Annotated in this window: 26 protein-coding genes and 1 other RNA gene; 10 read left to right on the forward strand and 17 right to left on the reverse strand. The window is 68.9% G+C overall.

The window, feature by feature from the left end; translation table 11 throughout:
• Position 1: 1 nt before the first annotated feature.
• From ABD235_RS14885 to ABD235_RS14900, 4 genes are all read right to left on the reverse strand, one after another.
• Positions 2 to 883 (reverse strand): carbohydrate ABC transporter permease, encoded by an 882-nt coding sequence (locus ABD235_RS14885; protein ID WP_344174484.1) that lies wholly within the window; start codon positions 881 to 883, stop codon positions 2 to 4.
• On the reverse strand, positions 880 to 1788 hold the full coding sequence (locus ABD235_RS14890; RefSeq protein WP_344174486.1) for a carbohydrate ABC transporter permease: 909 nt from the start codon (positions 1786 to 1788) through the stop codon (positions 880 to 882). The genes ABD235_RS14885 and ABD235_RS14890 overlap by 4 nt, the downstream gene beginning before the upstream one ends.
• 14 nt (positions 1789 to 1802) lie before the next feature.
• The gene (locus ABD235_RS14895) at positions 1803 to 3923 is read right to left on the reverse strand and encodes an alpha-galactosidase (RefSeq protein ID WP_344174489.1); all 2121 of its coding nucleotides are present in this window, start codon (positions 3921 to 3923) and stop codon (positions 1803 to 1805) included.
• A gap of 187 nt (positions 3924 to 4110) precedes the next feature.
• Positions 4111 to 5025, reverse strand: coding sequence for a nucleotidyltransferase domain-containing protein (locus tag ABD235_RS14900; RefSeq protein WP_344174492.1), 915 nt, complete (start codon positions 5023 to 5025; stop codon positions 4111 to 4113).
• 58 nt (positions 5026 to 5083) lie between these two features.
• Between ABD235_RS14900 and ABD235_RS14905 the strand changes: the two genes are divergently transcribed.
• From ABD235_RS14905 to ABD235_RS14920, 4 genes are all read left to right on the forward strand, one after another.
• Positions 5084 to 5656, forward strand: a complete 573-nt coding sequence (locus ABD235_RS14905) for an ArsR/SmtB family transcription factor (protein ID WP_344174494.1) — start codon at positions 5084 to 5086, stop codon at positions 5654 to 5656.
• Complete coding sequence (locus ABD235_RS14910) at positions 5653 to 6354, forward strand: SRPBCC family protein (protein WP_344174497.1); 702 nt, start codon at positions 5653 to 5655, stop codon at positions 6352 to 6354. Before ABD235_RS14905 ends, ABD235_RS14910 begins: the two co-directional genes overlap by 4 nt.
• A 77-nt stretch (positions 6355 to 6431) precedes the next feature.
• Positions 6432 to 6632, forward strand: a complete 201-nt coding sequence (locus ABD235_RS14915; protein WP_344174499.1) for a hypothetical protein — start codon at positions 6432 to 6434, stop codon at positions 6630 to 6632.
• 133 nt (positions 6633 to 6765) lie between these two features.
• A complete protein-coding gene (locus ABD235_RS14920) occupies positions 6766 to 7959 on the forward strand; it encodes an SGNH/GDSL hydrolase family protein (RefSeq protein WP_344174501.1) in 1194 nt (397 codons plus the stop codon).
• On the opposite strand, the gene ABD235_RS14925 is transcribed toward ABD235_RS14920, so the two are convergent.
• The 10 genes from ABD235_RS14925 to ABD235_RS14970 form a co-directional block, all read right to left on the reverse strand.
• Positions 7952 to 8740, reverse strand: coding sequence for an LLM class flavin-dependent oxidoreductase (locus ABD235_RS14925; RefSeq protein ID WP_344174503.1), 789 nt, complete (start codon positions 8738 to 8740; stop codon positions 7952 to 7954). The two genes, ABD235_RS14920 and ABD235_RS14925, sit on opposite strands and share 8 nt — an antisense overlap.
• Positions 8741 to 8833: 93 nt before the next feature.
• Positions 8834 to 9210, reverse strand: a transfer-messenger RNA (tmRNA) gene (gene ssrA / locus ABD235_RS14930).
• Positions 9211 to 9297: 87 nt separating this feature from the next.
• Positions 9298 to 11229 (reverse strand): hypothetical protein, encoded by a 1932-nt coding sequence (locus ABD235_RS14935; protein ID WP_344174505.1) that lies wholly within the window; start codon positions 11227 to 11229, stop codon positions 9298 to 9300.
• Positions 11230 to 11310: 81 nt separating this feature from the next.
• Positions 11311 to 11871: a DUF1707 and DUF4870 domain-containing protein gene (locus ABD235_RS14940; protein ID WP_344174507.1), complete on the reverse strand. Its 561-nt coding sequence runs from the start codon at positions 11869 to 11871 to the stop codon at positions 11311 to 11313.
• 96 nt (positions 11872 to 11967) lie between these two features.
• Positions 11968 to 12438 (reverse strand): SsrA-binding protein SmpB, encoded by a 471-nt coding sequence (gene smpB / locus ABD235_RS14945; RefSeq protein ID WP_344174509.1) that lies wholly within the window; start codon positions 12436 to 12438, stop codon positions 11968 to 11970.
• A gap of 186 nt (positions 12439 to 12624) precedes the next feature.
• Positions 12625 to 13902 (reverse strand): peptidoglycan DD-metalloendopeptidase family protein, encoded by a 1278-nt coding sequence (locus ABD235_RS14950; RefSeq protein ID WP_344174511.1) that lies wholly within the window; start codon positions 13900 to 13902, stop codon positions 12625 to 12627.
• 210 nt (positions 13903 to 14112) lie between these two features.
• Positions 14113 to 15024: a permease-like cell division protein FtsX gene (gene ftsX, locus ABD235_RS14955; RefSeq protein WP_344174513.1), complete on the reverse strand. Its 912-nt coding sequence runs from the start codon at positions 15022 to 15024 to the stop codon at positions 14113 to 14115.
• A gap of 19 nt (positions 15025 to 15043) precedes the next feature.
• Positions 15044 to 15733: a cell division ATP-binding protein FtsE gene (gene ftsE, locus ABD235_RS14960; RefSeq protein WP_077013482.1), complete on the reverse strand. Its 690-nt coding sequence runs from the start codon at positions 15731 to 15733 to the stop codon at positions 15044 to 15046.
• Between the two features lie 141 nt (positions 15734 to 15874).
• On the reverse strand, positions 15875 to 16039 hold the full coding sequence (locus ABD235_RS14965) for a hypothetical protein (protein WP_344174524.1): 165 nt from the start codon (positions 16037 to 16039) through the stop codon (positions 15875 to 15877).
• A complete protein-coding gene (locus tag ABD235_RS14970; RefSeq protein ID WP_344174527.1) occupies positions 16018 to 16416 on the reverse strand; it encodes a hypothetical protein in 399 nt (132 codons plus the stop codon). The genes ABD235_RS14965 and ABD235_RS14970 overlap by 22 nt, the downstream gene beginning before the upstream one ends.
• Before the next feature lie 96 nt (positions 16417 to 16512).
• Between ABD235_RS14970 and ABD235_RS14975 the strand changes: the two genes are divergently transcribed.
• Positions 16513 to 17559 (forward strand): carbohydrate kinase family protein, encoded by a 1047-nt coding sequence (locus tag ABD235_RS14975; RefSeq protein WP_344174529.1) that lies wholly within the window; start codon positions 16513 to 16515, stop codon positions 17557 to 17559.
• A 4-nt stretch (positions 17560 to 17563) separates the two neighbouring features.
• Here ABD235_RS14975 and ABD235_RS14980 read toward each other — a convergent pair whose 3' ends face one another.
• A complete protein-coding gene (locus ABD235_RS14980; protein ID WP_344174532.1) occupies positions 17564 to 18733 on the reverse strand; it encodes an MFS transporter in 1170 nt (389 codons plus the stop codon).
• 238 nt (positions 18734 to 18971) lie between these two features.
• Between ABD235_RS14980 and ABD235_RS14985 the strand changes: the two genes are divergently transcribed.
• Genes ABD235_RS14985 through ABD235_RS15005 form a run of 5 tightly spaced genes read left to right on the forward strand, consistent with a single transcriptional unit; the run spans position 18972 to position 23848 of the window.
• Positions 18972 to 20255, forward strand: coding sequence for an ABC transporter substrate-binding protein (locus ABD235_RS14985; RefSeq protein ID WP_344174534.1), 1284 nt, complete (start codon positions 18972 to 18974; stop codon positions 20253 to 20255).
• On the forward strand, positions 20255 to 21175 hold the full coding sequence (locus ABD235_RS14990; protein WP_344174536.1) for a carbohydrate ABC transporter permease: 921 nt from the start codon (positions 20255 to 20257) through the stop codon (positions 21173 to 21175). Before ABD235_RS14985 ends, ABD235_RS14990 begins: the two co-directional genes overlap by 1 nt.
• A gap of 1 nt (position 21176) precedes the next feature.
• Entirely contained in the window at positions 21177 to 22025 is an 849-nt protein-coding gene (locus ABD235_RS14995; protein ID WP_344174538.1) for a carbohydrate ABC transporter permease, read from the forward strand.
• Positions 22026 to 22050: 25 nt separating this feature from the next.
• A complete protein-coding gene (locus tag ABD235_RS15000; RefSeq protein ID WP_344174540.1) occupies positions 22051 to 23436 on the forward strand; it encodes an FAD-binding oxidoreductase in 1386 nt (461 codons plus the stop codon).
• A 4-nt stretch (positions 23437 to 23440) separates the two neighbouring features.
• On the forward strand, positions 23441 to 23848 hold the full coding sequence (locus ABD235_RS15005; RefSeq protein WP_344174542.1) for a cytidine deaminase family protein: 408 nt from the start codon (positions 23441 to 23443) through the stop codon (positions 23846 to 23848).
• Here the strand turns inward: ABD235_RS15005 and ABD235_RS15010 are convergent, their stop codons facing one another.
• Positions 23849 to 24841, reverse strand: a complete 993-nt coding sequence (locus ABD235_RS15010) for a TIGR03842 family LLM class F420-dependent oxidoreductase (protein ID WP_344174545.1) — start codon at positions 24839 to 24841, stop codon at positions 23849 to 23851.
• A gap of 12 nt (positions 24842 to 24853) precedes the next feature.
• A complete protein-coding gene (gene hydA, locus ABD235_RS15015) occupies positions 24854 to 26260 on the reverse strand; it encodes a dihydropyrimidinase (protein ID WP_344174547.1) in 1407 nt (468 codons plus the stop codon).
• Positions 26261 to 26273 lie beyond the last annotated feature (13 nt).

Consider the following 26273-nt stretch of genomic DNA (forward strand, 5'->3'; position numbering starts at 1 on the left):
CTCACTTGATCCCGGAGAAACCGATGGAGTTGGTGATCCGCTTGGCGAAGGCCAGGAACAAGATGATCATCGGCAGCGCCGCGATCAGCGTCGCGGCCATCAACCCGGCCCAGTCCGGCCCGCCCTGCGGAGTCTGCGACCGGAAGACCCCCAGGGCAACGGTCAGCACCCGGACGTTCTCCTGCTGCCCGACCAGCAACGGCCAGAAGTAGTCGTTCCAGGAGTTGATGTAGGTCAGGATCGCCAGCGTCGCGATCGGCGCGGCGCTGATCGGGATCACGATGCCGAAGAAGATCTTGCGGTGCCCGGCGCCGTCGATCATCGCCGCCTCCTCCAGCTCCCGGTTGATGCCGAGGAAGAACTGGCGCAGGAAGAAGATCGCGAACGGCGTCATGAACGCGCCCGGCAGGATGATGCCGGCGAAGCTGTTCAGCAGCCCGAGGTTCTTGATCAGCACGAAGTTCGGCAGCGTGGTGAAGATCGGCGGCACCATCAGCGCGGCCAGGAACAGCGCGAACACCTTGTCCCGGCCGGGCCAGCGCAGCCGGGCGAACGCGTACGCCGCCATCGCGCTGAAGAACACCTGGCAGACCGTCGTCACGGTGGACACGATCAGCGAGTTGCGCAGGTACAGCCAGAAGTTGACCGCGGCACCGGACCCGCCCTGGGCCTGCGCCTCCTCGACCGTCGACAGCCCAAGCACCCGCTTGAAGGCGCCGAGCGTGGTCTCCACCGGGAGCAGCGAGCTCGGGTGCCCGGCCAGCTGCGTGTTGTCCGACAGCGCCGTACGGAGCATCCAGTAGAACGGGAACAGGGTCAGCAGCATCAGCACGATCAGGGCGACCCAAGCGGCGGTCCGGCCCGGAGTGAGCGACTTCCTCATGCCAGATCACTCTCCTTGGCGCGCAGCAGCCGCAGCTGCAGCAGCGAGACGACCGCGAGGATCGCGAACAGCACCAGCGCCATCGCGGAGGCGTACCCGAAGTCGAACCGGGTGAAGGCCCGCTCGTAGATGTAGTAGTAGATGACCCGGGTGGCGTTGATCGGGCCGCCCTGCGTGGTCACCGCGATGGTGTCGAAGATCTGGAACGAGCCGATCATGGTGACCACCAGGACCATCACCAGGACCGGCCGCAGCAGCGGCAGCGTGATCCGCCAGAACGTCTGCATCTCGCTCGAGCCGTCCACCTCGGCGGCCTCGTACACGTACGACGGAATGGTCTGCAGCCCGGCGAACACCAGCAGCGCCGTGTAGCCCATGTGCCGCCAGATGTTGATCCCGGCCACGGTCGGGATGGCCCAGTGCGAGTCACCGAAGAAGGCCACCGGGTCGATCCCGATCAGGTTCAGGCCCTGGTTCACGATGCCGACCTGGAAGTCGAGCATCCAGTACCAGACCAGGGCGACCACGACGTTGGCGATCAGGTACGGCAGCAGGATCACCGCGCGGACCGTGATCGACTTGGTCAGCCGGTACATCAGCATCGCGATCAGCACCGCCAGCACGGTCTGCAGGCCGATGTTGATCACGACGTACTCGACCGTGACGACGAGCGCGTTCCAGAAGAAGCTGTCGTGGATCATCCGCTCGTAGTTCTGCAGCCCGTTGAACTCCGGCGGCTGCAGCAGGCTGTACTCGGTGAAGCTCAGGTAGGCGCCACGCAGGGTCGGCCAGATGTAGAAGACCACGAACCCGAGGGTGGCCGGGGCCAGGAAGATCATCGCGACCTTCAGGTCCCCGAGCCTTCGTCGTTGTCGCTTCGGTGGGGCACTCGTCGTCACGGTCACAGCCGATCTCCTCCTCAGTCGATGGCTTGCACGTCCAGCAGGATCGCGTTCTCGGGCCACTGCGCCGGGGTCTGGACCCCGACCGCGGCCAGGGCGGCGCCGTTCAGCTCGACTCCGTCGGCCCACCACGGAGCGGTGTTGCGCGGCTGCGCGCCGGGGGTCGCCAGCTTGGTGACCCGGTACGTGCGCGTGGCGTCGAGCCCGGGCAGCCGGACCCGGCCCACGTCGGAGGTGATCGACTGGGTCAGCTGTACGGCGCTGAAGACCGCGCGGGACCCGTCCTGCGCGACGACGCCGTGCAGCAGGAAGTCCTCCGGGCCACGGTCGGCCCGAACCACCCGGCCGGTGTGCAGCAGCGGCCGGAGCTCCTTGTGCAGCGCGACCCAGCCTGCCAGCTCCTCGCGCTCCTCGGCCGAAGCCGCGCTGATGTCCCACTCGATGCCGAAGTGCCCGAACAGCGCCGTCGTCGCCCGGAACGCCAGCGTCTGGCTCCGGCCGGTGGTGTGCGCCTTCGGCGGGCCGACGTGGCAGCCGATCAGCTCCGGCGGGAGCAGCAGTTGCGTGTAGCGCTGGATCTTCTGGCGCTCCAACGCGTCGTTGCTGTCGCTGCCCCAGACCCGGTCGGTGCGCTCCAGTACGGCGAGGTCGACGCGCGCGCCGCCGGACGAGCAGGACTCGATCTCCAGGCCGGGGTGCCGGCGCTTGAGCTCGTCGATCAGCCGGTACAGCGCCAGGGTCTGGGCGTGGATGCCCGCGGTCCCGGTCTGCTGGTTGCCGCCGTCAACGAAGTCGCGGTTGTGGTCCCACTTCAGGTACGAGATGTCGTACTCGTTCAGGATCGAGTCGAGCCGCTCGAGGATGTAGTCGTACGCCGCCGGGATGCCCAGGTTGAGCCCCTGCTGGTGCCGCGCGGTCGGCGGCATCCGGTTGCCGGTGGCAAGGATCCAGTCCGGGTGCTCACGGGCCAGGTCGGAGTCGGGGTTGACCATCTCAGGCTCGACCCACAGGCCGAACTGCAGCCCCAGGCCGGTGACGTGGTCGACGAGCGGGTGCAGGCCCTTCGGCCAGATGCCTTCGTCGACGTACCAGTCGCCGAGCCCGGCGTGGTCGTCGCGGCGGCCGCGGAACCAGCCGTCGTCGAGCACGAACCGCTCCGCGCCGACCTCGGCGGCCGCGTCCGCGAGCGCCTTCAGCTTGTCCAGGTCGAGGTCGAAGTAGACGGCTTCCCAGGTGTTCAGCACGACCGGGCGGTCGGTGGTGGGGTGGGTCGGGCGGGCCCGCAAGTACTCGTGGAAGCGGGTCGACAGCTGGTCCAGGCCCACGCCGTACGAGCCGTAGATCCAGGGGGTGCGGTAGGTGCCCTGCGGCTCGAGGCGCCCCTCGCCCGGCAGGAGGAGCTCGCCGCCGCCGATCACGGCGTACCCGCTCATCCCGCGCTCGGCGTACGAGCGGTGGTTGCCGCTCCAGGCGGTGTGCACGCCCCAGACCTCGCCGGCGCCGAAGCCGAAGTTCTGGGTGCCGGCGATCAGCAGCAGCGTCGCGTCGGCGCCGGTGCGGCCACGGCGGTTGTCGCGGATGTGCGCGCCCTGCGTGAAGGCGTGCCGCTGCGGGTGCCGCTCACCGATGTGCCGGCCGGTCATGTCGAACAACTCGGTCGCCTCGGTCGGCACCGGCAGGGCGAGCACCAGACCGTCGACCGTGTACGGCGTACCGCCCGTGTTGGTCAGATCGGCCTTGGCCTTCACGAGGCCGGAGTCGGTCAGCTCGATCGTCAGCGCGAGCGTGAGCTGCGCGCCGGCGTCGGCGGCCCGCACGGTCACCGTGTTGCCGTCCTGCTCGACGCTCTGCAGCTGGAACGACGCGGAGAAGTCCTGGCCGTCGCGGTGTCCGTTGAGCCCCGGCAGCCCGAACCAACCGGCGGAGTACTCGGGCACGATGGAGACCGGCAGGTTGTCGTCGAGCCCGTTGCCGGTCTGCACCGCACCGGCCCCACGCCTGAGATCAACCAGAGCGTTCTCGCTCAGCTCACCGAGATCCGCACCCCAGTGCAGAACCGACGGAAGGGCCGGACCGGAGCAGTCCAGCACCAGACTGACACCCGCCGAGCGGAGCTGCAGCACCTTGATGTTCGACACTGTTGATTCACTCTGCTTTCTGATTGATTTCAGGACGGAACTATTTACCCTGACACGCCGAATGTCAATGCTTCACACAGTTAAGTAAGTACCCTAAGCCCCTACTCCGGGCACTACAACGTGAGAACGCCCGATCACCGAGGTGATCGGGCGTTCTGATGAGCTGTGATGGACGCGCGCCGGCGCGTCAGGCGTCGATGCTTCTCCGACGGACCGACCTGAGCCAGGCGTCGACCTTGGCGACGTCGGGCGTCGCAGGCAGCACGGTTTTCTGGAGCGCGCGGTCGAGTTCCTCGTGCAAGGCAAGCCGCCAGCGTTCGACCTCGTCCCACGGGAGGGCGCCGGCCTTCACGGCGAGGAGGCGGTCCCGGTCGTCGCCCACGTCGACGACGAGCTTGCCTTCGGTGAGCAGCGTGCGAGCAGACAGCAGCAAGCGGATCAGGTGCATGACGTGCTTCCACTTCGGGGCGCCGTCGCGCCGGAAGTCCGCCTCCAGCTTCTTGAACTGGCTCAGCACGTAGCCGGAGTAGGTCTGGTAGGCGAGCTGGGAAAGAAAGGCCGCGCGCAGCTCGAGCAGCTCCTCGCCGAGCGGGGTGATGGAGACGACCAGCGGCGAGTGCAGCACCTCGAGCAGGTTCGGGTTCGCCTTGAGGGCGAGTTCGCAGAAGCGTTCCACCTCCCACGAGAACCACTCCGGCTCCGGCCCGTCCACGTGCGTCGGCGGCTTCGCCAGCGACCAGAACGCTTCGGTCGGGGCGACGTACACCCCACGCGTGTCGGTGTCCGACTGGTCCGTGTCGAGCCCGAACGCCCGCGACCCGACCACCGCCGCGTAGATCGTCCGCTCCCGCACCAGCACGTCCCCGTCCGGCGCCTCCACCCCGATCGCCTCGTCCTGGTACGCCGTACGCAAACTCAGCTGATCCCGCCGAGCCGTCGTCGACCGCCCATCCACCAGCCGCACGTCGTACCGGCCGTCGGCCGTCACCCCGCTGATCCGCCCGGTCGCCCCACGCTGAGCGGTCCCGCCGACGTCGTCCGGCCCGGCCACCCGCAACACCACCTGAGTCCCCACCGGAAGCTGCGGCCCCTCGATCGCCATGGCGTCATCCTCTCGCAGCCTCTTGACAAATTAATCTGTCAATACGACGCTGATCCGCATGCAGCGTTACCTCGACGAGCCCGAAGCCGTCCGGATCGCGCTCTCGCCGATCCGTCGTCAACTGCTGGACCTCCTGCGAGAGCCGTCCTCGGCGACCCAACTGGCCGCGGCACTGGAGCTCCCTCGGCAGCGGGTGAACTACCACCTGAAGGAGCTCGAGAAGGCCGGCCTCGTCGAGCTCGTCGAAGAGCGGCAGCGCCGCGGGTTCGTCGAACGGATCCTGAAAGCCTCGGCGACGATCGTCGTCGACCCCGGCGTGATGGGTCAGGCCTTCACCGCGATCCACGACCAGTACGCCGCCGAGCACCTGGTGGAAGTTGCCGCCGGCACCGTTCGGGACGTGGCCGGGATGCAGCGCAAGGCCGATGCCGCGGGCAAGCGTCTGCTCACCTTCACGCTGGAGACCGAGGTCCGGTTCGCCGAGCCGGGCGACGTGCACCGGTTCACCGACGCGCTGACCGAGGCGGTCCGGCAGGTGGTCGAGTCCTTCGACACCGCCGGCGGCCGCCCGTACCGCCTGATCGCCGGCGGGCATCCCGCCGTACGCCGTACCGAAGGAGAAGACGCATGACCGAGCAGACCCCGCAGATCGTGGTCACCGTCGCCGCGCCGGTCGAGGCGGTGTGGGAGGCGCTGCGCGACAAGGACAAGATCCGGCACTGGCACGGCTGGGAGTACGAGGGCGCCGAGGGAACCCTCGACCAGGAGATCGACCTGATCTACTTCGAGCACGTCGCGGTCGACGACGCCGAGGCGCACGTGCTAGACATCCAGGGCGGCGACAAGTTCGCGGTCGAGCCGCACGAGGGCGGCGCGAAGATCACGCTGACCCGGGCGGCGCGCGGCGACAACCCCGACTGGGAGGCGTACTACGACGACATCACAGAGGGCTGGACGACGTTCCTCAACCAACTCCGGTTCGCACTCGAGCGTCACCCGGACGAGCCGCGCCGCACGCTCTTCTACTCGGGCACCGGGACCGAGCAGTTCAAGCTCCCGGACCTGCCCGCCGGTACGCCGTACGGGCTGGACCTGGTCGGCGAGCGCGTCACCGGCACGGTCTGGTTCGTCTCCGAGAACCAGCGCGGCCTGACCGTCGACAGCTGGGGCGACGGCCTGCTCGTCCTGAGCCACGTCGGCCCGAACGAGCAGAAGCCCGAGGGCGCCGCGATGGCAGTGCTCAGCCTGTACGGCGCGACCGATCGCGACGAGCTCGACAAGCGGTGGACCTCCTGGTGGGCCGCTCATTACTCCACACCGGAGGCCTGACGGGCCGATAGTGTCCAGCCATGTCACAGAACGGGCGAGGGGCCAACGCAAACTCCCAACGAGACAGGCGGCTCAGCATGACCGGCCTCATCCTCGGAGGCGTGCTGCTGGCCGGGGCCGTCCTCGTCCTGGTCCTGCTGGCCGCGCTCTTCGTGCTCGGCGGCGGAGGCGACTCCACGCGGTTCTCCGTGGTCACCCGTCAGTTCGTCACGGTCAGCATCACGCTCGGCGTGGCCGGACTCGCCAGCTTGCTGGTCGGGATCCTCACCAGGAAATGACGCAACGGTGACACTGCGCAAAGATGTCAGTACTCTCGGTCTGTTCTGACTGGTTTACCGGGGAGTACATTCTCGCTGCAACGGCGACCGCTCCGAGCGGTCGCCGCTCCTCCGGCGAGAAAGGCCACCGCCCATGAGCCTTCGTCTGTCCATCGCTCTGACCGCCGCGCTGCTGACCACCGCGACCGTCGTCACCACCGCTCCCGCCTACGCCGACGGACCGGGCACCGGTACGCCGTACGTCGTGACCGTCGGCGACTCCTACATCTCGGGCGAGGCCGGCCGCTGGGCCGGCAGCTCGAACAACTCCGAGGCGCCCGCCGACGCGCTCGGCGCGCACGCCTACCACGACAACGCGGCCGGGACCGGCGAGCAGATCGCCAAGTGCCACCGCAGCAAGTCCGCCGAGGCTTACATCGGCGGCGGGGTCGGCGGCCTCAACCTGGCCTGCTCCGGCGCCCGTACGGCGACCTCGAACGGCGACGACTTCAAGCCCGGCCTCGACTTCTTCGACAACGGCGCCGGCCGGCTCGGTCAGGCCAAGCTGCTGCAGCAGTTCGCGACCACGCACAACGTCAAGCAGGTGGTCGTGTCGATCGGCGGCAACGACTTCAACTTCGCGTCGATCGTGCAGTCCTGCGTGACCGACTTCCTGCTGTCGCCGTCCTGGTTCCCCGACTACTGCAAGGACGACTCGTCGGTCGTCGCCAACTTCACCGCCGCCAACGTCACCGCCGTACGGGGCCGGATCGCGACGGCGTTCCAGAACGTCGCGACGGCGATGCGCAACGCCGGGTACGCCGACTCCGCGTGGACCCTGCTGGTCCAGACCTACCCGTCCCCGATCCCGGCCGGCAGCGGCTTCCGCTACGGCCAGTCCGGCTACACCCGCCAGAGCGTCGGCGGCTGCGGCTTCTGGAACACCGACGCCGACTGGGCCAACGCCACCGCCCTCACCACCATCAACAACACCGTCCGCGCCGCGATCGGCCAGTCCGGCCTGACCAACACCCGTCTGCTCGAACTCCAGTCCACCTTCAACGGCCGCCGCCTCTGCGAGAAGACCGTCGGCCTGTACGAGGAAGTCGGCCTCACCTCCTGGACCCAGCCCACCGCCGTCGACCGCACCGAGTGGATCAACCAGATCCGCACCGTCACCACCGTCGGCTCGAACTACTTCATCCAGGAGTCCATCCACCCCAACTACTGGGGCCAGCTGGCGCTCCGCTCCTGCGTCCGCCAGACCTACCTCCAAAACCGAGGCGGCACCTGCACCATCGCCGCCCCGGGTTTGCAGAACGGCGAACCTCGCATGATCCTCAACTGATCCGAGCCTGGAGTTCAGCGGCCTGCTCGTAATCGCGCTCCCACCCAGCACCACTGGGAGCCAGGATCAGCCGCTCGACTCCGGCCTCGCCGTACGCCGCCGCCTGAGCCGGGTCAGGCGGCGCAACGATGCTGACACTCGGCCGCGGCCGCTCGTACCGATCGGCCAACTCCTCCAGCAACTTCAACCGCGCCGGTACGTCGGCCAGGCTCAGCCCGATCGACACCCAGCCGTCGCCGAACCGCGCGGCCCGCTCGATCGCTATCTCGCCATCCCCCGCGACCAGAATCGGTGGCACCGTAGCTCCCGGCGCGATCGCCGCCTCGAAGTCCTCCGCGACCCGCGCCGGACGCCCGGCGATCAGATCCCGCAGCACCAGCAACCCCTCGTCGGTCCGCCGCCCCCGGTCCTTGTACGTCGTACCAGCAGCTCGCCATCCGACGTCGCCATGGGCCGGGTTTCCCGTCCCCACGCCCAGCAGCACCCGGTCGCCCGACACGTGCTGCAACGAACTCACCTGCTTCGCCGCCCAAGCCACCGGCCGCAGCGCGAGCAGCATCACGCCGTACCCGATCTTCACCCGCGAAGTCACCGCCGCCGCCGTAGCCAGCACCACCGTGCTGTCCAGCATCGGCGCACTGGCAATCAGGTGATCGGTCGACCAGACCGACTCCACCCCAGCCGCCTCCGCGGCCCGAGCCGCCGCTCCCACATCCCCCAGCACCGGCCGCGCAGGATCCGGCGTGGACGTCGGCAGAATCAACCCCAGCTTGATCGTCATACCTACCCGCAACCCACCGGGCGGCCGGGGTCTTCCCCGGAACGCGAAGAAGGGCGGCCCCGAGGGGCCGGCCTTCTTCAAACTCGCAAGGGGTGGTGGAGGTGGCGGGAATCGAACCCGCGTCCTTCGGCGCCGACCCAAGACTTCTCCGGGCGCAGTCTGAAGTGTCGTTTTCTCAGTCCCAGCGCTCGTACAGACACGTCGCTGACAGACTCAGTCGCTGTAAATGTCCCGCGCCAACCCCGCGACCGGGTTGACGAAGCAAGCTTCCTAGCTGAGGCCAGGAACCGGGTCGGAAGCACTCCCGGGCTGACCGCTTCTTATGTGCTCAGGCTGTCAGGCAGCGAGAGCGAAGCTCTGACGCGTATTAGCGGCAGTTATTGTTTTCCAGAGATCGTTAACGAGATAACCCTGGATCCTCGGCCCGCTTCTCTTGGAACGTACGTCCAAAGTCGAAACCGTTCACCCCCTGTTGAGTTGTCAAACTCCTACGGGCCCGGGGGCCCGCAGAAGACCAACACTACCAACTCCAACGCACCGACCGCACCTGACATTCCTCAGCGCGGCAGCGGAGCGAGCCGGACCAGCTCGTCCGGGCCGATCCAGGCCACCTTGCCGTCCGCGGCGTCAAAGACACCCCAGCCCGCCAGCGAGCCGATCGTCGAGACCGGGGAGCCAGGACGCCACACGTGCAGCTCAGCCCCGGATCCCATCGCCGCCAAGGTGGTGTAGACCAGTTGTCCGGCCGAAACCCGGACACCACTGACACCGGAGGCCGCGCGCTCGACCGGAGCCGCGGTCGTCGCCAGATCTCGTACGACGAGCGTCGAGTCGGCGCAGCCACCCCAGTCGTTCGTCGTGCAGGTCGCCCACCCCAGGACCGAGCCCTCGAGATCCAGGCTCTTGACCGGCGGTCCGGCCGCCCTGAGCTCGCTCACCGTCCCGTTCCGCAGATCCCGCTGCATGATCCGCCACGCACTGTCGGTGTAGACGAGCCGGTCCCCGGCCAGCGCCACCCTCGCGCCGAGGGTGAGTGGACCGATCTCCGTGCTCGTCCCGGTCCGTACGTCGTACACCATCATCCGCTGGTCGTCGTAGATCCCCTCGCAGCCCCACGGCCCACACATCTGGTCGGTCAGCAGTGCCTTGATCCACAGCAGCCGGTTCCCGCTGAGCTGCAGCGGGCCGACGACCTTGTCCGCGCTGGACCTGTTGTCGTAGACGCGCGTGCGCGTGCCGTCGGACCGCCAGAGCCACAGGTCGCCGCTCGGCACCGGTTCCACGTACGCCGTACCGGCGCTCCCCTGTGCGGGACCGATCGCGGCCACCTCCCCGGCCGACCGCTGCGGCCCGAGCACGAGCCCGCCCGAGGTCTCGACAACCCTTCGGCGCTGCAGCGACTGCTGCCCGGTCCCCTGGTTGTCCCGGTACGCGACGAACCCGCCCCCGAGGCTGACATCGAAGCTCTTCGGCGGGAGCAGCCCGACCGTCACCAGCCTGGTCCGCGGCAGGCCGTCACCCACCACAGCCATCGCATCGACCCCGGGCGCCTGTCCGTACACGTCGACGACGTACCGCTGCCCGTGGACGCCGATCGTCTCGCTGTTCTTCAGCTCCGTCACAGCACCCGAAGCGCTGATCGAGCCCGCCGAGCAGCGATCCTCGACGACGCTGTCGTCGCAGCCCGCCCAACCGGTGCCCGTCCCGTTGATCGCCGTCTGCTGCACCACCTGCTCGACCCGGGTGACCCGCGCCGGTCCACCGGTGGTCGTCGAGCGGACGACATACGACGTGTGCGCGACCGGCTCGGTCGCGTCGTAGCTGACCCAGCTGATCTGGTCGCCCTCGAGGTCGATCGCGGTCGGGTACCTGTTGTGCCCGCCGTCCTGGATCCGCACCGCGGTCGCGGGATCGGCGTACGAGTGGTACTCGAGCTCGACCAGTTCGTTGTCGGTCCCTCCGCGCAGCACGTAGCCCTGCTCGTCGGCGGCCATCAGCTTGTAGTCGAGAATTTCCGGCCCGGTCCCACCGACCTGACAGCCCGCGGCAGACACGTGGATCCGGCGTCCGCCGGTGCCGATCCAGCCGAAGGAGGTGTACGCGGCGTCGATCCAGGTCCACGTCTCCAGCGGCGCCAGATCCGCCGCGCAGCTCTGCTCCTGCGTCCGCCCGATCACCAGGTACCGCCCGCCTGGCGCGTAGACCTTGTCCCCGCGCAGCACGTGGAAGTCGTTCGAGACCTCGTACGCCGCCCGCCCGGCCGGCTTCACCCACGTGATCGTGCGCCCTGACGCGGACCGTGGGCTGGCCCGGTACAGCACCCCGTACGGCGAAGCGCCCACCACCTTGATAGCCGGCTGTAGCACCGGCACCCGGTTGACCTCGACCGTCCCCGGTGGATCAGCCGCACCGGCCGTTCCGCTCGACACTGCGAGCACGGACACCACCGCGGTCGCCAGTCCGACAGCTCTTCGTCCCCAGAACCCCATCAGCCGTCCACTCCTCTTCCCGGTCACCAGAAGGCATCGACGAACCACTCGATGCGACCGGCCGGAGAAAAGTTGCGGGGGCTACTTGAGCAGGCGCAGCGTGAACGGGTACTTGAACTCCGAGCCGAGCATCGCCGCCAGGCCGCCGATGCCAGTCAGGACGAACCAGACCAGCCCGACGAGCGGGAACAGGAAGCCGGTGAAGCCGTCGGTGATGCCGGTGACGATGCCGAGCAGCGTGAACACCGCCAGCGCGCTGATCTGGAAGTTCGTCGCCTCGACCGCGTGCTTGCGGATCACCGGGTTCTCCTTGCCGGCCGTCGCGACGATCAGCGCCGGGCCGACGAAGAACGTCGGGTAGCCGAGCCAGTGCGAGATCGTGCCCATCCCGCGGCCCTTGCCCTGGTAGGTCTGCAGCGGCGCCGGGCGGGTGAACGCGGCCGGCGCGTAGGTGGGGACCGGGCGGGCCAGCAGCCCGTCGAACGAGCCGTTCAGCTCGGCGCGGGTGCGGGCCTTCAGCGCCAGCTCGAGCCGGGAGTCGAACTCGAGGTGGGTCAGCCGGCCGTCGGCGTACATCTCTTGCAGGATCTCGACCGCACGGTCCCGTTGGGCCGGCGTCACCAGCAGCTCTGAAGTGGACATGCATCCACTCTCCCGCCGAAAACCCGTCCGCCCCATCGGGTTCCGCCCGGAACCACCCCTGACCCGACCCCAGGGTCGGCTCAGCCAGTACGACGCTCAGCGCCGGCTGCGGTCCGACAGTGCCCGCTGCGCCTCACGGTTCGCCTGGCGCTCGGCCAGCGCGTGCCGCTTGTCGTAGTCCTTCTTGCCGCGCGCCGTGGCCAGCTCGACCTTCGCGTACCCGTCCTTGAAGTACAGCGACAGCGGCACCAGCGTGACGCCCTGCTGCTCGACCGCGCGGATCAGCTTCTCCATCTCGTCGCGGTGCAGCAGCAGCTTGCGGGTCCGCCGTGGCTCGTGGTTGGTCCAGGTGCCGTGCGTGTACTCCGGGATGTGCATGTTCTGCAGCCAGAGCTCCTTGCCGCGCACGGAGCCGAACGCGTCGACGAGGGAGGCCCGGCCCAGCCGCAGGGACTTCACCTCGGTCCCCGTCAGCACAAGGCCGGCCTCCACCACGTCGTCGATGTGGTAGTCGTGTCGCGCCTTACGGTTCTGCGCGATCGGCTTCTGGCCGGTCTGTTTCACCATCAGACCAGTATCCCAGACGACTGGCGGTCCCTCCCGGGATTTACGCCAGACCCGGCGCCGTCCAGGTGGGTGACTCGCAAGGCGGAGGGGAAGCCTCGATGCGGGTTTCATCGTGGCTTCCCCTCCAACGCCGCGAGGCGCCCGCCTGGGCGGCGCCGGGACGGCGTAAATCCCGGGAGGGACCGCCTAGAGGTACTTCATCGGGTTTGTCACGCGGCCGTCGCGGTAGACCATGAAGTGCAGGTGGCAGCCGGTCGAGTAGCCGGTGGTGCCGACGTACCCGATCACCTGGCCCTTCTTCACGTGCTGGCCGACCCGCGCCTTGTAGCGCGACAGGTGGTTGTAGACGGTGGTGATCGAGTCGCCGCCGATGATGCCGTGGTCGATGAAGATCCGGTTCCCGTAGCCGCCGTTGTAGTAACGGTCCGTGACGGTCCCGCTCGCGGCGGCGTGGATCGGCGTCCCGCAGCCGGCGCCGAAGTCGGTCCCGTCGTGCAGCTTCCAGTAGTGCAGGATCGGGTGGAACCGCATCCCGTACGGCGAGGTGATGTAGGTGTTGATCGGGAAGCTCAGCCCGCCGTCGGTGTCCGGCGGGTCCGGGACGTGCTTCGGCGGGCGGTGCTCCTTCTTCGCCTTCGCCCGCTCGGCCGCCTCGGCGGCGGCCTTGCGCCGGGCAGCGGCGGCCTTCTCGGCCCGGGCCCGCGCGATCAGGATCTGCTCGACCCGGGACCGCTCAGCGACCAGCGACTGGTAGTGCGCCAGCTCGGAGTTCTTGTCCTTCTCGGCCGCCTGCTGGGCGACCAGCCGGGTCGCGGTGACAGCGGCCGCCGCGGCCTTCTGCGTCGCGACCTGCTGGGTCAGCGCGGTGACCTCCTGGACGGTCCGCGCGGCCTCGGCCCGCTGCTCCGCGACGATCCGCTCGGCCTCGGCCAGCTTGGCCTGCTTGTTCGCCAGCTGCGCCTGCGCGTTGTTCAGGTTGGTGATCGCGTTCCCGGTGATCCCGAAGACGTTGCGCTGCACCTGCATGCCACTGGCCAGGTCGGCCGGTGACGCCCCGCGCAGCACGATCGAGAGCCCGACCAGCGGGTTCTGCTGCTGGTACGCCGAACGCACCGCGCGACCGGCGAGCGCCTGCTTGGCGGCGATCTCCTTCTGGCCCTCGGCAACGTTCGCCTGCGCCGTGGTCAGCGCCTGCTCGGCGGCCTTGAGCTTGCTCGCGGCAACGACGTCGGCGGCCTTCGCGGCCGCCAGCTTGCCCTGGACGGCGGCGTACCGGGCCTGGACGGCCTGGTACTGCGTCTCCGCCTGGTTGTAGGCGGCAACAGACTTCGACAGCTGGTCGTAGGACTCGTGCAGATCGGCCTTGGACTGGTTGATCTGGCTGTCGAGCTGCTTCTTCTGGGCGTTCGGATCAGGTGGATCCGCCTGGGCAGACGGAACCACCGCCAGTGCTCCGGCGGTCATGGACAGGACAACGCAGCAAGCGGCGACAATCGTCTGCCGGGCGGCCGGTCGCGGGCGCGACCGATCGCTCGATGTGGCGGTGGCGCCGATGCTGTCGTCTCGCTTGATGCGTCCCCGCTCACGCGGGTTCGCACCGGGGAAGTGCGGGACCACAGTCGACCCCTTGCTCTGGGTTGAGTTGTCGTGCCTTTGCACGATAAGTCACCCGGGTCAGACTTTGAGGTATTTCCGCGTCGTCAGGAATGTCGGGACCACGGCGAGGATCAGTCCGACCACCACCATGATCAGCGTCGCCTGGAAGGTTTCGGCCGCGCCGACCCACTGCCAGACCCGGAACGTCTCCTGCGCCCGCTGCATGACGACGAAGTACACGCCGACCCACAGGGTGCCGCAGGCAAGGACCGCGCCGATCAGGGCCGCCAGCACCGCTTCCAGCAGGAACGGTAGCTGGATGTAGAAGTTCGAGGCGCCCACCAGGCGCATGATGCCTATCTCTCTCCGTCTGGCGTACGCCGCCAGCCGGATCGTGTTCGAGATCTGCATCAGCGCGGCGACCAGCAGCAGGGCTGCCGCCACCAGGGCGCCGACTTGCAATCCGTTCAGCGCCTTGAAGAGTGGATCGAGATACTGTCTCAGGTCCTGCACGGTGTCGACGCCGGGCAGGCCGGCCACCGCGCTGACCAGGTTCTGGTAGCGCTGTGGATCCTTCAGCTTGACCCGGTACGACTCCTGCATCTGGTCCTCGGTGACCGTGGAGACGATCGGCGAGTCCTTGTAGAGCTTCTTGAACTGCTCGAACGCTTCCTTCTTCGTCTCACCGAAGACGCCCTCGGGCGCGGTGTCCGGGCTGGACTCGATCACCTGCTTGATCCGGTTCTTCTGCTCCGTGGTCACCTCGGCGCCCGAGCAGCCGCGGCCGCCGGAGTCCTTGGTGCAGAGGAAGATCGAGATCTGGATCTTGTCGTACCAGTTGCCCTTCATCAGGTCGACCTGCTCGCGGGCGAGCAGCGCGCTGCCGAACAGCGACAGCGAGACCCAGATGGTGACGACGACCGCGATCGTCATCGACAGGTTCCGCTTCAGACCGATACCGAGGTCGGAGAGGATGTAGTTCAAGCGCATAAGTCAGTAGTCCCTGGTCTCAGTGCTGGTAGCCGTAGACGCCGCGCGACTCGTCGCGGACGACATGGCCGTTCTCCAGCTCGATCACGCGCTTGCGCATCTGGTCGACGATCGAGACGTCGTGGGTGGCCATCACCACGGTCGTCCCGGTCCGGTTGATCCGGTCCAGCAGCTTCATGATGCCGACCGACGTGCCGGGGTCGAGGTTTCCGGTCGGCTCGTCGGCGATCAGGATCATCGGCCGGTTCACGAACGCGCGCGCGATCGCGACCCGCTGCTGCTCACCACCGGACAGCTCGTCGGGGAGCCGGTCCTCCTTGCCGTCCAGACCGACCAGCTCGAGCACCTCGGGCACCGTCTTGCGGATGTGCGAGCGCGGCTTGCCGATCACCTGCAGGGCGAACGCGACGTTCTCCGCGACGGTCTTGTTCGGCAGCAGCCGGAAGTCCTGGAAGACCGTGCCGATCTGGCGGCGCATCTGCGGGATCCGCCAGCTGGCCAGCCGGTTCAGGTCCTTGCCGGCCACCATGATGTGGCCCTTGGAGGTCCGGTGCTCACGCAGCACGAGACGAAGGAACGTCGACTTGCCGGACCCGGAGGTGCCGACCAGGAAGACGAACTCGCCCTTCTCGATCTCGACGTTCACGTTCAGCAGGGCAGCCTTGGACTGACCCTCGTACGTCTTGGAAACATTCTCGAAGCGGATCACGGGACATTCCGGCCGTGGTCGGGAACAGGGAGCGACGTGTCGGTGAGCACCACAGCACCGTACGCCACCGGGAGCGGCCGCCGATCAGTCTAGGGGCATCCGGCCGGCGATCCGGCCAGGCGTGCCGCCCGACCAGGGCGCTCAGGCGGGAGCAGGCGCCGTACCGCTGCCGTTCTCCGGCCGGGCGTCCGCAATCCGGGCGACTCCGGGCTCCGGTTTGCGTCCGGCGCGGCGGGCCGCCTCGACGTGCAGCCGGGCCAGCTCCACGGCCTGACGGGAGACCTTCACGGTCTTCTTCTCAGCCATCGGCGGGCTCCTTCTTCCTCGACCACCTCGATGTCGGCGTCGGCAAGTTCAGCGTACGTCGTCTCGCCGACCCGGTCGATGGCGACGGCGGCGGTCAGCGCGGCGACCAGCTCGTAGTCCTCGGGCTGCAACAGTTCGGAACGCATCAGTGAACGCAGCGTGACCACGCCGGCGTCGGTCCCGGTGTCGTCGTCGTTCAGGATCTGCTCGACCGACCAGCGGACCATCCGCATCGTCTCCTCGCGGTGCCGCCAGGTGTCCAGCTCGCGGTCGGACTTGCGGGTCAGGTACGCGCCCAGGGCGACGCCGCCGAGCGCCAGCAGCGGGCTCAGCACGGTCATCACGACCCCGACGACCGAGATCCAGGTCGGGATCACGAACACACCCCCACAGCGCCTCCCAAATTGCTGGTGATGACCGGTCGATGATGTTACGAAGGACAGCAAACCACTCACCACCGACAAGGACGTCACGTGGAAGATCCGGACGGCTACGACGTGTTCGTCCAGGGCACCGTCTTCATGGACATCGTGCTCACCGGACTGGAGTCCGCCCCGACGACCGGGACGGAGATCTTCGCCGAGGGCATGGGCTCGTGCCCGGGCGGGGTCGCCAACTTCGCGATCGCCGCGAGCCGGCTCGGGCTGCGCAGCGGCCTGGCCGCGGTCTTCGGCGACGACGTGTACGCCGACTTCTGCTGGCGGACCCTGGCCGAGCAGGAGAAGGTCGACCTGTCGCACTCGCGCCGGATCGGCCACTGGCACTCCCCCGTCACGGTCTCGATGTCGATCGACCGGGACCGGGCGATGGTCACCCACGCGCACGAGGCGCCCGGCGACCCGAGCAAGCTGGTCGGCCCCGGGCTCAACACCCGCTCGGCGATCGTGCCGGTCGCCGAGGAACTGCCGAGCTGGACGGCCGAGGCCCGCGAGTCCGGCGCCCTGCTGTTCGGCGACGTCGGCTGGGACCCGACCGACACCTGGTCACCGGCTGTGCTCGACGTCCTGGACGGCTTCCACGCCTTCACGCCGAACGCCGGTGAGGCGATGGCCTACACCCGGACCGACACCCCCAAGGCCGCGCTGCACAAGCTGGCCGAGCGGGTCCCGCTGGCCGTCGTGACCAACGGCTCGGACGGCGTACTGGCGATCGACTCGGCCACTGGGGAGGAGGAGCACATCCCGGCGCTGCCGGTGCGGTCGTACGACCCGACCGGTGCCGGTGACGTGTTCCTGGCCTCCCTGGTGCTCGGGACGCTGCGGGGCTGGCCGCTGGCGCACAGGCTCGCGTTCGGCAACCTGTGCGCCGGGCTGTCGGTCCAGCACTTCGGGGGCTCGCTGGCGGCGCCCGGGTGGGGCGACATCATCGACTGGGTCCGCGACCACAGCCGCCACCGGCCGGGCGGCGTCGATCCCGACATCCTGCGGCACTACACCTTCATCGGCGACGTCCTCCCCGAAGGCCCGGTCCCGATCGTCCGCCGGGCCGGCGCGACCATCGCCCGACTCTCGGACGCCTGACGACTCACTTCGTACGCCGCAGCAGCACCACCGCGGACACCAACACCAGCAGCACCCCTCCGGCCAGGAACCCGTACGACGGCCCGGCCCGGTCGATCAGCAGCCCGGTCAGCGACGCTCCGGCGGCGCTGCCGAGGTTGTTGGCCGTGTTGATCCAGGTGCTCGCCTCGGTGCGCTGATCGGGCGGTGTGAGGTCGTCGGCGGCCAGGTACGACGACACGAACAGCGGCGCGACCGCGACCCCGAACACGCACATCACCAGGCCCAGCACCAGCAGGTGCGAGACCAGCGATGCCGCGAGCAGCCCAGCCGCCAGTACGCCGATCAGCCCGGCCAGGTGCGTCTCGTGCGACCTCGTGTGCTGCCGGCGCCCCCACGCCAGGCCGCCGACCACACTGCCGAGGCCGATGCCCGCCTCGACGAACCCGGCGGTTCCCGGCCGGCCCTGCGCCTGCGCGACACCCGCGACACAGAGGTACGCCGTACTGACTCCGGCTGCCGTGACCAGGATGACGATCAGGATCCTGCGCAGCCCGGCGTTGGTCAGTGGGCCGAGCGGGTGCCGGGCCGGACTCGGTGGGGTGGTCCGGCGGGCCAGTGGTGACGTGACCATCAGACAGGTGCCCACGGCAAGCAGTACCGCCGTACAGAGGAGTGCTGCGGGTGCTGACCAGAGACTGATCAGCAGACCCGCCAGCAAGGGACCGGCCAGGTAGAGGGACTCCTCGCAGATCGCGTCCAAGGCATAGGCGCGTTCCTTGAGGCTGGTCTCCTCGGTGATGAGCCTCCAGTTGGAGCGCATCGACGGGCCGAGTGGCGGAGCGAAGAGCCCGGTCACGGTGACCAGAGCGATCAGCACGGCCGGCGTACTCAGGAAGGTGGTGACGACGAGCCCGAGCGCACAGGTGAGAGCCAGGGGTGGCAGGACCCGGCGCTGGCTGTAGCGGTCGACCAGGCGGGCCTTGTACGGCATCGACAAGGACGCGAGGCCGAAGCCCGCGCCGGCCGCTCCGGCGACGGCGAACGAGCCGGTCGCGTCGTGGACGGTGAACAGGGTGGACAGTGAGAGCAGACCGTAGGCCAGCCGTCCGGCCAGCGCGGGCACGAAGGTGCGCAGCGCGGACGGCAGCAGGAGGACAGCACGGTAGCTCCCAGCACGCGTGGTGCTGGACATCAGAAGGCGCTCCTAGAGAGTCCCGGCCTCGACGAGGCGGGGAACGAGAAATGGGCTCGGCAGCGAGCCCTCTCTAGTGCGGCATGCGGCACATGGCGGTCACCCTACAGCGCGAAGCCGGGCGCGCCACGCGATTTATCACCAGCCGAAAAGGGGCACCGGGGAACCCGGTCGGTCGTAGGGTCGGACCAGGGTCGCGCGGGTCGTGGGACCGCGCCTGAGCTGGAGGTACGTCGGGATGTCGGGTGCAGACGGGTTCAACCGCAGGAGCTTCCTCGCGCTCGGAGGTGGTCTCGCCGCGATGGCGGTGGCCGGCTGCGGATCGAACACCGGCCGTTCGGACTCCGGTGGTGGCGCCTCGGGTGACAAACCGGCGCTCGCGCAGTGGTACCACCAGTACGGCGAAGCGGGCACCCAGCAGGCCGTCGAGCGGTACGCCAAGGAGTACCCGGACGCGACCGTGACGGTCCAGTGGTCGCCCGGCGACTACGACAAGAAGACCGCGGCCGCGCTGCTCACCGACGGCGGGCCGGACGTGTTCGAGTACGGCAACGGCCCGTCGATCGACATGATCAAGGGCGGACAGGTCGCCGATCTGACCGACCTGCTCGGCGACGCCAAGAGCGACTTCACCCCGTCACTGCTGTCCCGGGTGACCTACCAGGGCAAGCTCTACGCGATCCCGCAGGCCACCGACATGCAGCTGCTGGTCTACCGCAAGAGCATGCTCCAGCAGGCCGGGGTGCAGCCGCCGACCACCGTCGACGAGCTGATCGCGGCCGCGAAGAAGCTGACCACCGACAAGGTGAAGGGCCTGTTCGTCGGCAACGACGGCGGCGTCGGCATCCTCGGCGGCCCGGCGCTGTGGGCGGCCGGCGTCGACTACCTGACCGAGGACGGCCAGTTCGGCTTCGACGACCCGGCCGCGGCCGAGTCGCTGCGCAAGCTGCGCGAGCTGTTCACCTCCAAGGCGTTGTTGCTCGGGGCACCGACCGACTGGTCCGACCCGTCGGCGTTCACCCAGGGACTGACCGCGATGCAGTTCACCGGCCTGTGGACGTTCCCGGTGATCCAGAAGGCGCTGCCGGACGACTTCGGCGTCCTGCCCTGGCCGAAGCTGGACGCCTCCACCGGCGCTCCGAGCGTCCCGGTCGGCGCGTACGGCTCCTCGGTCAGCACCAAGTCGAAGAACGTCGACGCGGCGAAGAAGTTCGTCAAGTGGCTGTGGGTCGACCAGACCGACAAGCAGCTCGACTGGGCGCAGAGCTACGGGTTCCACATCCCGGCCCGCAAGAGCCTGGCCGAGAAGGCCGACAAGCTGAAGTCCGGCCCGGCCGCCGACGCGGTGAAGTTCGTCAACGAGAACGGCCACGCCCAGACCCCGTTGCTGTGGACCCCGAAGGCCGGCACGGCGTACTCCGACGCGGTCAGCCGGATCGTCAAGAACGGCAGCGATCCGGCCACCGAGATCAAGGCGGTCAAGGCCGTCGTGGAGGCTGAGCTCAAGCGCATCGCCGGCTGATGCCGGCCCTCGCCGCGCGGCTGCGGGGCCGCTACGACCGCAACCTGTGGTTCGTGGTCTTCGTCGGCCCGTTCGTGCTCGGGCTGGTGGTGTTCGTCTACGTCCCGATCGTCTGGTCGGTGGTGCTGAGCTTCTTCGACGCGCACAACACCGTCACGCCGACGAACTTCGTGGGCCTGGGCAACTACCTGGACATGCTCCGGGACTCCGCGTTCCGGTCCAGCCTGTTCACGTTCGTGCTGTTCGCGCTGTTCATCGTGCCGACCACGTTCGTGGCCTCGCTGGGTCTGGCCCTGCTGGTCAACCGGACCCGGTTCGCGAAGACCTTCTTCCGGTCGGTGTTCTTCCTGCCGACCGCCTGCTCGTACGTCGTGGCGTCGCTGATCTGGAAGCTGTCGATCTTCAACGGCGTCCGGTTCGGCCTGGCCAACACCGTGCTCGGCTGGTTCGGCGCCGAACCGGTCGCCTGGCTCTCGGTCACCCAGCCGCCGTGGTACTGGCTGGTGATCGTGTCCGCGCGGATGTGGCTGCAGACCGGGTTCTACATGATCCTGTTCCTGGCCGGGCTGCAGCGGATCGCGCCCTCGCTGTACGAAGCGGCCGCGATCGACGGCGCGACCGGCTGGAAGGTGCTGCGGTACATCACGCTGCCGCAGTTGCGGGCCACGTCGACCGCCGTCCTGCTGCTGCTCCTGATCAACGCGTTCCAGGCGTTCGACGAGTTCTACAACCTGCTGTCGAGCTCCGGCGGCTACCCGCCGTACGCGCGACCGCCGCTGGTCTACCTGTACTACGCGGCGCTCGGGCAGGGCCAGGACTTCGGCCACGGCAGCGCCGGCGCGGTACTGCTAACTCTGTTGATCGCGTTGGTCGCGCTCGTGCAGGGTAGGTTCCTCGGGCTCGGCAAGAGGGAGGACTGAGATGGCGAACATCCAGCGCTCCCGCGCGGACCAGGCCGGCTCGGTCGTCCGGTACGTCGTCCTGGTGGTCGGCGCGATCCTGTTCCTGCTGCCGTTCTACCTGCTCGTCCGCAACGGCCTGTCGACCGAGCAGGACATCACCTCGCCGGACTGGAAGCTCTTCCCGTCGTCGCTGCAGTGGCACAACATCGTTGACCTCTTCAACGATCCGGCGGTGCCGATCGGGCGGGCGCTGCTCAACTCGCTGGTGATCTCGGTCGTCCAGACCGTCGGCGTCCTGGTGATCTCCGGACTGGCCGGGTACGGGCTGGCGCGGATCCCGTTCCGGTACGCGAACGCGGTGTTCTACTTCATCGTCGCGACCCTGCTGATCCCGGCGGCGGTGACCTTCGTGCCGAGCTTCGTGCTGGTCTCCACGCTCGGCTGGGTGAGCACGCTGCGCGGGCTGATCGTGCCCGGGCTGTTCCAGGCGTTCGCGACGTTCCTGTTCCGGCAGTACTTCCTGAACTTCCCGCGCGAGCTGGAGGAGGCCGCGCAGCTCGACGGTACGGCGTACTGGGGGACGTTCTGGCGGATCGTGGTGCCGAACTCGACCGGTTTCGTCGCCGCGATCGGGACGATCACGTTCATCGGGTCGTGGAACGCGTTCCTGTGGCCGCTGGTGATCGCGCCGGACCAGAGCGCCTGGACGGTGCAGATCGCGCTGTCCACGTTCCTGACCGCGCAGACCATCAACCTGCCACAACTCTTCGTCGCCGCCAGTGTCGCGATCGTGCCGCTGGTGGTGATGTTCGTCTTCCTGCAGCGCTGGATCGTCGAGGGGGTCGAGCGCTCGGGCATCAGTGAGTAAACCTAGTTCCGGAGGGGGCACCATCATGATCGACCAGTTGCGCACGGAGGTCTCGGGACCTGTGCTCGCGCCTGCCGACGACGGCTTCGCGGCCGAGGTCGTCGCGCAGAACACCGCGACCGTGCACACGCCGGACGTTGCCGTCGGCATCGCGTCGGAGGAGGACGCGGCGGCCGTCGTACGGATCGCTGCTGCCGCGGGCGTGCCGGTCCGGGTGCTGGCCACCGGCCACGGTTCGGCGGTGCCGGTGACCGACGGCATCCTGGTCACGACGCGGCGGCTCGGCGGGGTGGTGGTGGATCCCGAGCGCCGGATCGCGACGATCGGCGCCGGCGTGCGCTGGGCCGAGGTGATCGCCGCGGCCGCGGAGCACGGTCTCGCGCCGATCGCCGGCGCGTCCGACAACGTCGGCTGCATCGGGTACACGACCGGCGGCGGACTGGGCCCGCTCGCGCGGAACTTCGGCTTCTCCTCGGACTGGGCCCGCGGCTTCCGGCTCGTCACCGCCGACGGCACGATCCGCACGGTCAACGCCGACGAGAACGCGGATCTCTTCTGGGCCCTGCGCGGCGGCAAGAGCGGCTTCGGCATCGTCACGTCGATGGAGTTCGAGCTGGTCGAGCTCAGCACCCTGTACGGCGGAACGCTGTTCTTCGACGCCGACCAGATCGCGCCGGTCTTCGGCGCCTGGGTCGACTGGACCAAGACGCTGCCGCGCGAGGCGACCTCGTCGGTGGTCGTCCTGCGCCTGCCGCCGCTGGAGTTCATCCCCGAACCGCTGCGCGGCAGGACGGTCCTCGGCCTGCGCTTCGCCTACGTCGGCGATCCCGCCGGCGGCCGGTCGCCGCACGTGGACGTCGCCGAGGGCGAGCGCCTGCTCCAGCCGATGCGCGACGCCGGCACCGTGCTGATCGACGCGGTCCAGGAAATGCCCGCCGCGCGCATCGCCGACATCCACAACGACCCGCGCGACCCCGGCCCCGGCTGGGACCGCGGGCAGCTGCTGACGGACCTCGACGCGGACTTCGTCGAGACGTTCCTCGGCGTCGCGGGTCCCGCGCAGCAGATCCCCTTCGTGGCGGTCGAGATCCGCCACCTCGGCGGCGCGGTCGCCAGGGACGTCCCCGAGGGCAGCGCCGTCGGCGGCCGCGGTGCGTCGTACACGCTGATCCTGATCGGCGCGCCCGACCCGTCGCTGTTCGCCGGTGTCCTTCCGTCCGCGGCCGAGGCTGTCCTGAAGCCGCTCGAGCCCTGGAAGTCCCCCGAGCACAACGTCAACTACGCCGGCGGCCTCACCGTCCCTGGCTCGTACGAAGCCTGCTGGCCCGCCGAGACGTTCCAGCGCCTCGCCGAGATCCGCACGACCTACGACCCGGCCGGGATCTTCCCGTACGGCCCGCCCGAAAGGTAGCCACGTGCTCGACCTGCACCCCCTGACCGCCGCCGACGAGGAGCTGATCGAGCTGGCCCGCCGGACCGTCGACGCCAACACCGACGGTCCGGACGGGATCTACACGATGGGCGCCGCGGTCCGCGCGGTGGACGGCCGGATGTTCGCCGGGATCAACCTGTACCACTTCCTCGGTGGACCGTGCGCGGAGCTGGTCGCCCTCGGCCGGGCCCGGGCCGAGGGCGCCCGGGAGCTGACCACGATCGTCGCCGTCGGCAACGAAGGCCGGGGGCTGTTCGCCCCCTGCGGCCGGGACCGCCAGATCCTGGTCGACTACCACCCGGGCATCCGCGTGATCCTGCCCAGCGAGAACGGCCCCGGCAGCATCATCGCCACCGATCTCCTCCCCGGCGCCTTCCGCTGGACCCCGTGATCACAGCGCAGGAATGATGTCCCGTCCGTAGGCCTCCAGGGTCTCCTGCTTCGCGTCGTGCTGGAGGTAGACGGCGAACTGGTCGACGCCGATTGCCTGCAGCTCGCGGAGCCGGGTGAGGTGGTTCTCGACCGGGCCGAGGATGCAGAACCGGTCGACCACCTCGTCGGGGACGAAGCTGGTGTGGCTGTTGCCGGCGCGGCCGTGCTCGGCGTAGTCGTAGCCCTCGCGGCCCTTGATGTAGTCGGTCAGCGCGGGCGGGACGGTCCCGCTCGCGCCGTACCGGGCGACGATGTCGGCGACGTGGTTGCCGACCATCCCGCCGAACCACCGGGTCTGGTCGCGCTGGTGCGCGAGATCGTCCCCGACGTACGCCGGCGCCGCGACGCAGAACTTGATCGCCGCGGGATCCCGGCCGGCCTCCTCCGCCGCACTCCGGACGGCGGAGATCATCCACGCGGCGATGTCGGGATCGGCCAGCTGCAGGATGTACCCGTCGCCGACCTGCCCGGTCGCCGCCAGCGCCTTCGGCCCGTACGCCGCCACCCACACCTCGAGCGCGCCGTTCTCGACCCAGGCGAACTTCAGCTGCTGCCCGCGGTACTCGACCGTGCGCCCGCAGGCCAGCTCGCGGACCACCTCGACGCACTGCTTCAGCTCCGCGATCGTCCCCGGCTTCGCGCCGAGCGTGCGCAGTGCCGAGTCACCGCGACCGATCCCGCAGACCGTCCGGTTCCCGAACAGCTCGTTCAGCGTCGCGAACTGCGACGCGATCACAGTCCAGTCCCGAGTCCCCGGGTTGGTCACCATCGGGCCGACGACGACGTGCTGCGTCGCGGCGAGGATCTGCGGGTAGATCACGAACGGCTCCTGCCAGAGCAGGTGCGAGTCGAACGTCCACACGTGGCTGAACCCGGCCCGCTCGGCCTCGACCGCCAGCTCCACCACGGCCGAGGCCGGTGGATCGCACTGGAACACCACTCCGAAGTCCACCGGATTCCCCCTTCAGACCAGGTACGACGACAAGCCGCGCCGCAGGTACCGCCCGTGTCCCTTCCGCCCATGGTAGTTGCCATCGGCCACGATCACCGCGCCGCGCGAGATCACCGTGTCGACATGTCCCCTGATCTCGAACCCCTCGTACGCCGAGTGGTCCATGTTCATGTGGTGCGTCTCGACGCTGATCCGGGTCGTCCCGTTCGGGTCGTAGACCACGACGTCGCCGTCCGCGCCGGGCTGGATCACGCCCTTGCGCGGGTACAGCCCGAACATCCGCGCCGGCGTGGTCGCGATCGTCTCCACCCAGCGCTCCAGCGACAGCTGCCCGTCGACGACGCCCTGGTAGACCAGGTCGACCCGGTGCTCGACCCCGCCGATCCCGTTCGGGATCTTGGAGAAGTCGCCGCGGCCGAGCTCCTTCTGGTCCTTCATGCAGAACGGGCAGTGGTCGGTCGACACGATCGCGAGATCGTTGCTGCGGAGCCCTTTCCACAGGTCCCTGGCGTGCGACTCGTGCTTGCTGCGCAGGGGCGTCGAGCAGACCCACTTCGCGCCCTCGAAGCCGGGCGCGCCGAGCTGGTCCTCCAGCGTCAGGTACAGGTACTGCGGGCAGGTCTCGGCGAAGACGTTGCGGCCCTTGTCGCGCGCGGCCGCGACGGCTTCGAGTGCACCGCTGGCCGACAGGTGGACGATGTAGAGCGGGCAGTCCTCGGCGACCTCGGCGAGCGCGATCGCGCGACTCGTCGCCTCCGTCTCCAGCGCGGGCGGCCGCGTGATGCCGTGGTAGATGGGGTCGGTCTCACCACGGGCCAGCGCCTGCTGGACCAGGACGTCGATCGCGATCCCGTTCTCGGCGTGCATCATCACCATCGCGCCGTTCGCGCGGGCGGTCTGCATCGCGCGCAGGATCTGGCCGTCGTCGGAGTAGAAGACACCGGGGTAGGCCATGAACAGCTTGAAGCTGGTGATCCCCTCGTCGGCCACCAGCTGGTCCATCGCCTTCAGCGCGTCGTTGTCGACCCCGCCGAGGATCATGTGGAACGCGTAGTCGACGTGACAGTTGCCCTCGGCCTTGGCGTGCCAGGCCGCGAGCCCGTCCTGGACCACCTCACCGGTTCGCTGGACAGCGAAGTCGATGATCGTCGTCGTCCCGCCCCAGGCCGCCGCCCGGGTCCCGGTGTCGAACGTGTCGCTGGCCGCCGTACCGCCGAACGGCAGCTCCATGTGCGTGTGCGCGTCGATCCCGCCCGGGATCACGTACTTGCCCGCGGCATCGATCACCTCGTCGGCGGTGACCTGCGCGCTGTGCTCGGGGTCGAAGAGCGCGACGATCTTCTCCCCCTCGATCAGCACGTCCGCCGGGTGCGCCCCGGTCGGCCCGACGACGGTCCCGCCCTTGACCAGCAACGACATCTGTGGCGCTCCT

The organism is Kribbella lupini (assembly GCF_039529595.1).
GTDB classification, from domain to species: Bacteria; Actinomycetota; Actinomycetes; order Propionibacteriales; family Kribbellaceae; genus Kribbella; species Kribbella lupini.

What these genes read in the sequence shown, in the direction of transcription:
- ABD235_RS14885 (WP_344174484.1), bottom strand. Translation starts at nt 883, where the DNA reads ATGAGGAAGTCGCTCACTCCGGGCCGGACCGCCGCTTGGGTCGCCCTG.
- ABD235_RS14900 (WP_344174492.1), bottom strand. Translation starts at nt 5,025, where the DNA reads ATGGCGATCGAGGGGCCGCAGCTTCCGGTGGGGACTCAGGTGGTGTTG.
- ABD235_RS14905 (WP_344174494.1), top strand. Translation starts at nt 5,084, where the DNA reads ATGCAGCGTTACCTCGACGAGCCCGAAGCCGTCCGGATCGCGCTCTCG.
- ABD235_RS14910 (WP_344174497.1), top strand. Translation starts at nt 5,653, where the DNA reads ATGACCGAGCAGACCCCGCAGATCGTGGTCACCGTCGCCGCGCCGGTC.
- ABD235_RS14915 (WP_344174499.1), top strand. Translation starts at nt 6,432, where the DNA reads ATGACCGGCCTCATCCTCGGAGGCGTGCTGCTGGCCGGGGCCGTCCTC.
- ABD235_RS14920 (WP_344174501.1), top strand. Translation starts at nt 6,766, where the DNA reads ATGAGCCTTCGTCTGTCCATCGCTCTGACCGCCGCGCTGCTGACCACC.
- ABD235_RS14925 (WP_344174503.1), bottom strand. Translation starts at nt 8,740, where the DNA reads ATGACGATCAAGCTGGGGTTGATTCTGCCGACGTCCACGCCGGATCCT.
- ABD235_RS14935 (WP_344174505.1), bottom strand. Translation starts at nt 11,229, where the DNA reads ATGGGGTTCTGGGGACGAAGAGCTGTCGGACTGGCGACCGCGGTGGTG.
- ABD235_RS14940 (WP_344174507.1), bottom strand. Translation starts at nt 11,871, where the DNA reads ATGTCCACTTCAGAGCTGCTGGTGACGCCGGCCCAACGGGACCGTGCG.
- smpB (WP_344174509.1), bottom strand. Translation starts at nt 12,438, where the DNA reads ATGGTGAAACAGACCGGCCAGAAGCCGATCGCGCAGAACCGTAAGGCG.
- ABD235_RS14950 (WP_344174511.1), bottom strand. Translation starts at nt 13,902, where the DNA reads ATGACCGCCGGAGCACTGGCGGTGGTTCCGTCTGCCCAGGCGGATCCA.
- ftsX (WP_344174513.1), bottom strand. Translation starts at nt 15,024, where the DNA reads ATGCGCTTGAACTACATCCTCTCCGACCTCGGTATCGGTCTGAAGCGG.
- ABD235_RS14965 (WP_344174524.1), bottom strand. Translation starts at nt 16,039, where the DNA reads ATGGCTGAGAAGAAGACCGTGAAGGTCTCCCGTCAGGCCGTGGAGCTG.
- ABD235_RS14980 (WP_344174532.1), bottom strand. Translation starts at nt 18,733, where the DNA reads ATGTCCAGCACCACGCGTGCTGGGAGCTACCGTGCTGTCCTCCTGCTG.
- ABD235_RS14985 (WP_344174534.1), top strand. Translation starts at nt 18,972, where the DNA reads ATGTCGGGTGCAGACGGGTTCAACCGCAGGAGCTTCCTCGCGCTCGGA.
- ABD235_RS14990 (WP_344174536.1), top strand. Translation starts at nt 20,255, where the DNA reads ATGCCGGCCCTCGCCGCGCGGCTGCGGGGCCGCTACGACCGCAACCTG.
- ABD235_RS14995 (WP_344174538.1), top strand. Translation starts at nt 21,177, where the DNA reads ATGGCGAACATCCAGCGCTCCCGCGCGGACCAGGCCGGCTCGGTCGTC.
- ABD235_RS15000 (WP_344174540.1), top strand. Translation starts at nt 22,051, where the DNA reads ATGATCGACCAGTTGCGCACGGAGGTCTCGGGACCTGTGCTCGCGCCT.
- hydA (WP_344174547.1), bottom strand. Translation starts at nt 26,260, where the DNA reads ATGTCGTTGCTGGTCAAGGGCGGGACCGTCGTCGGGCCGACCGGGGCG.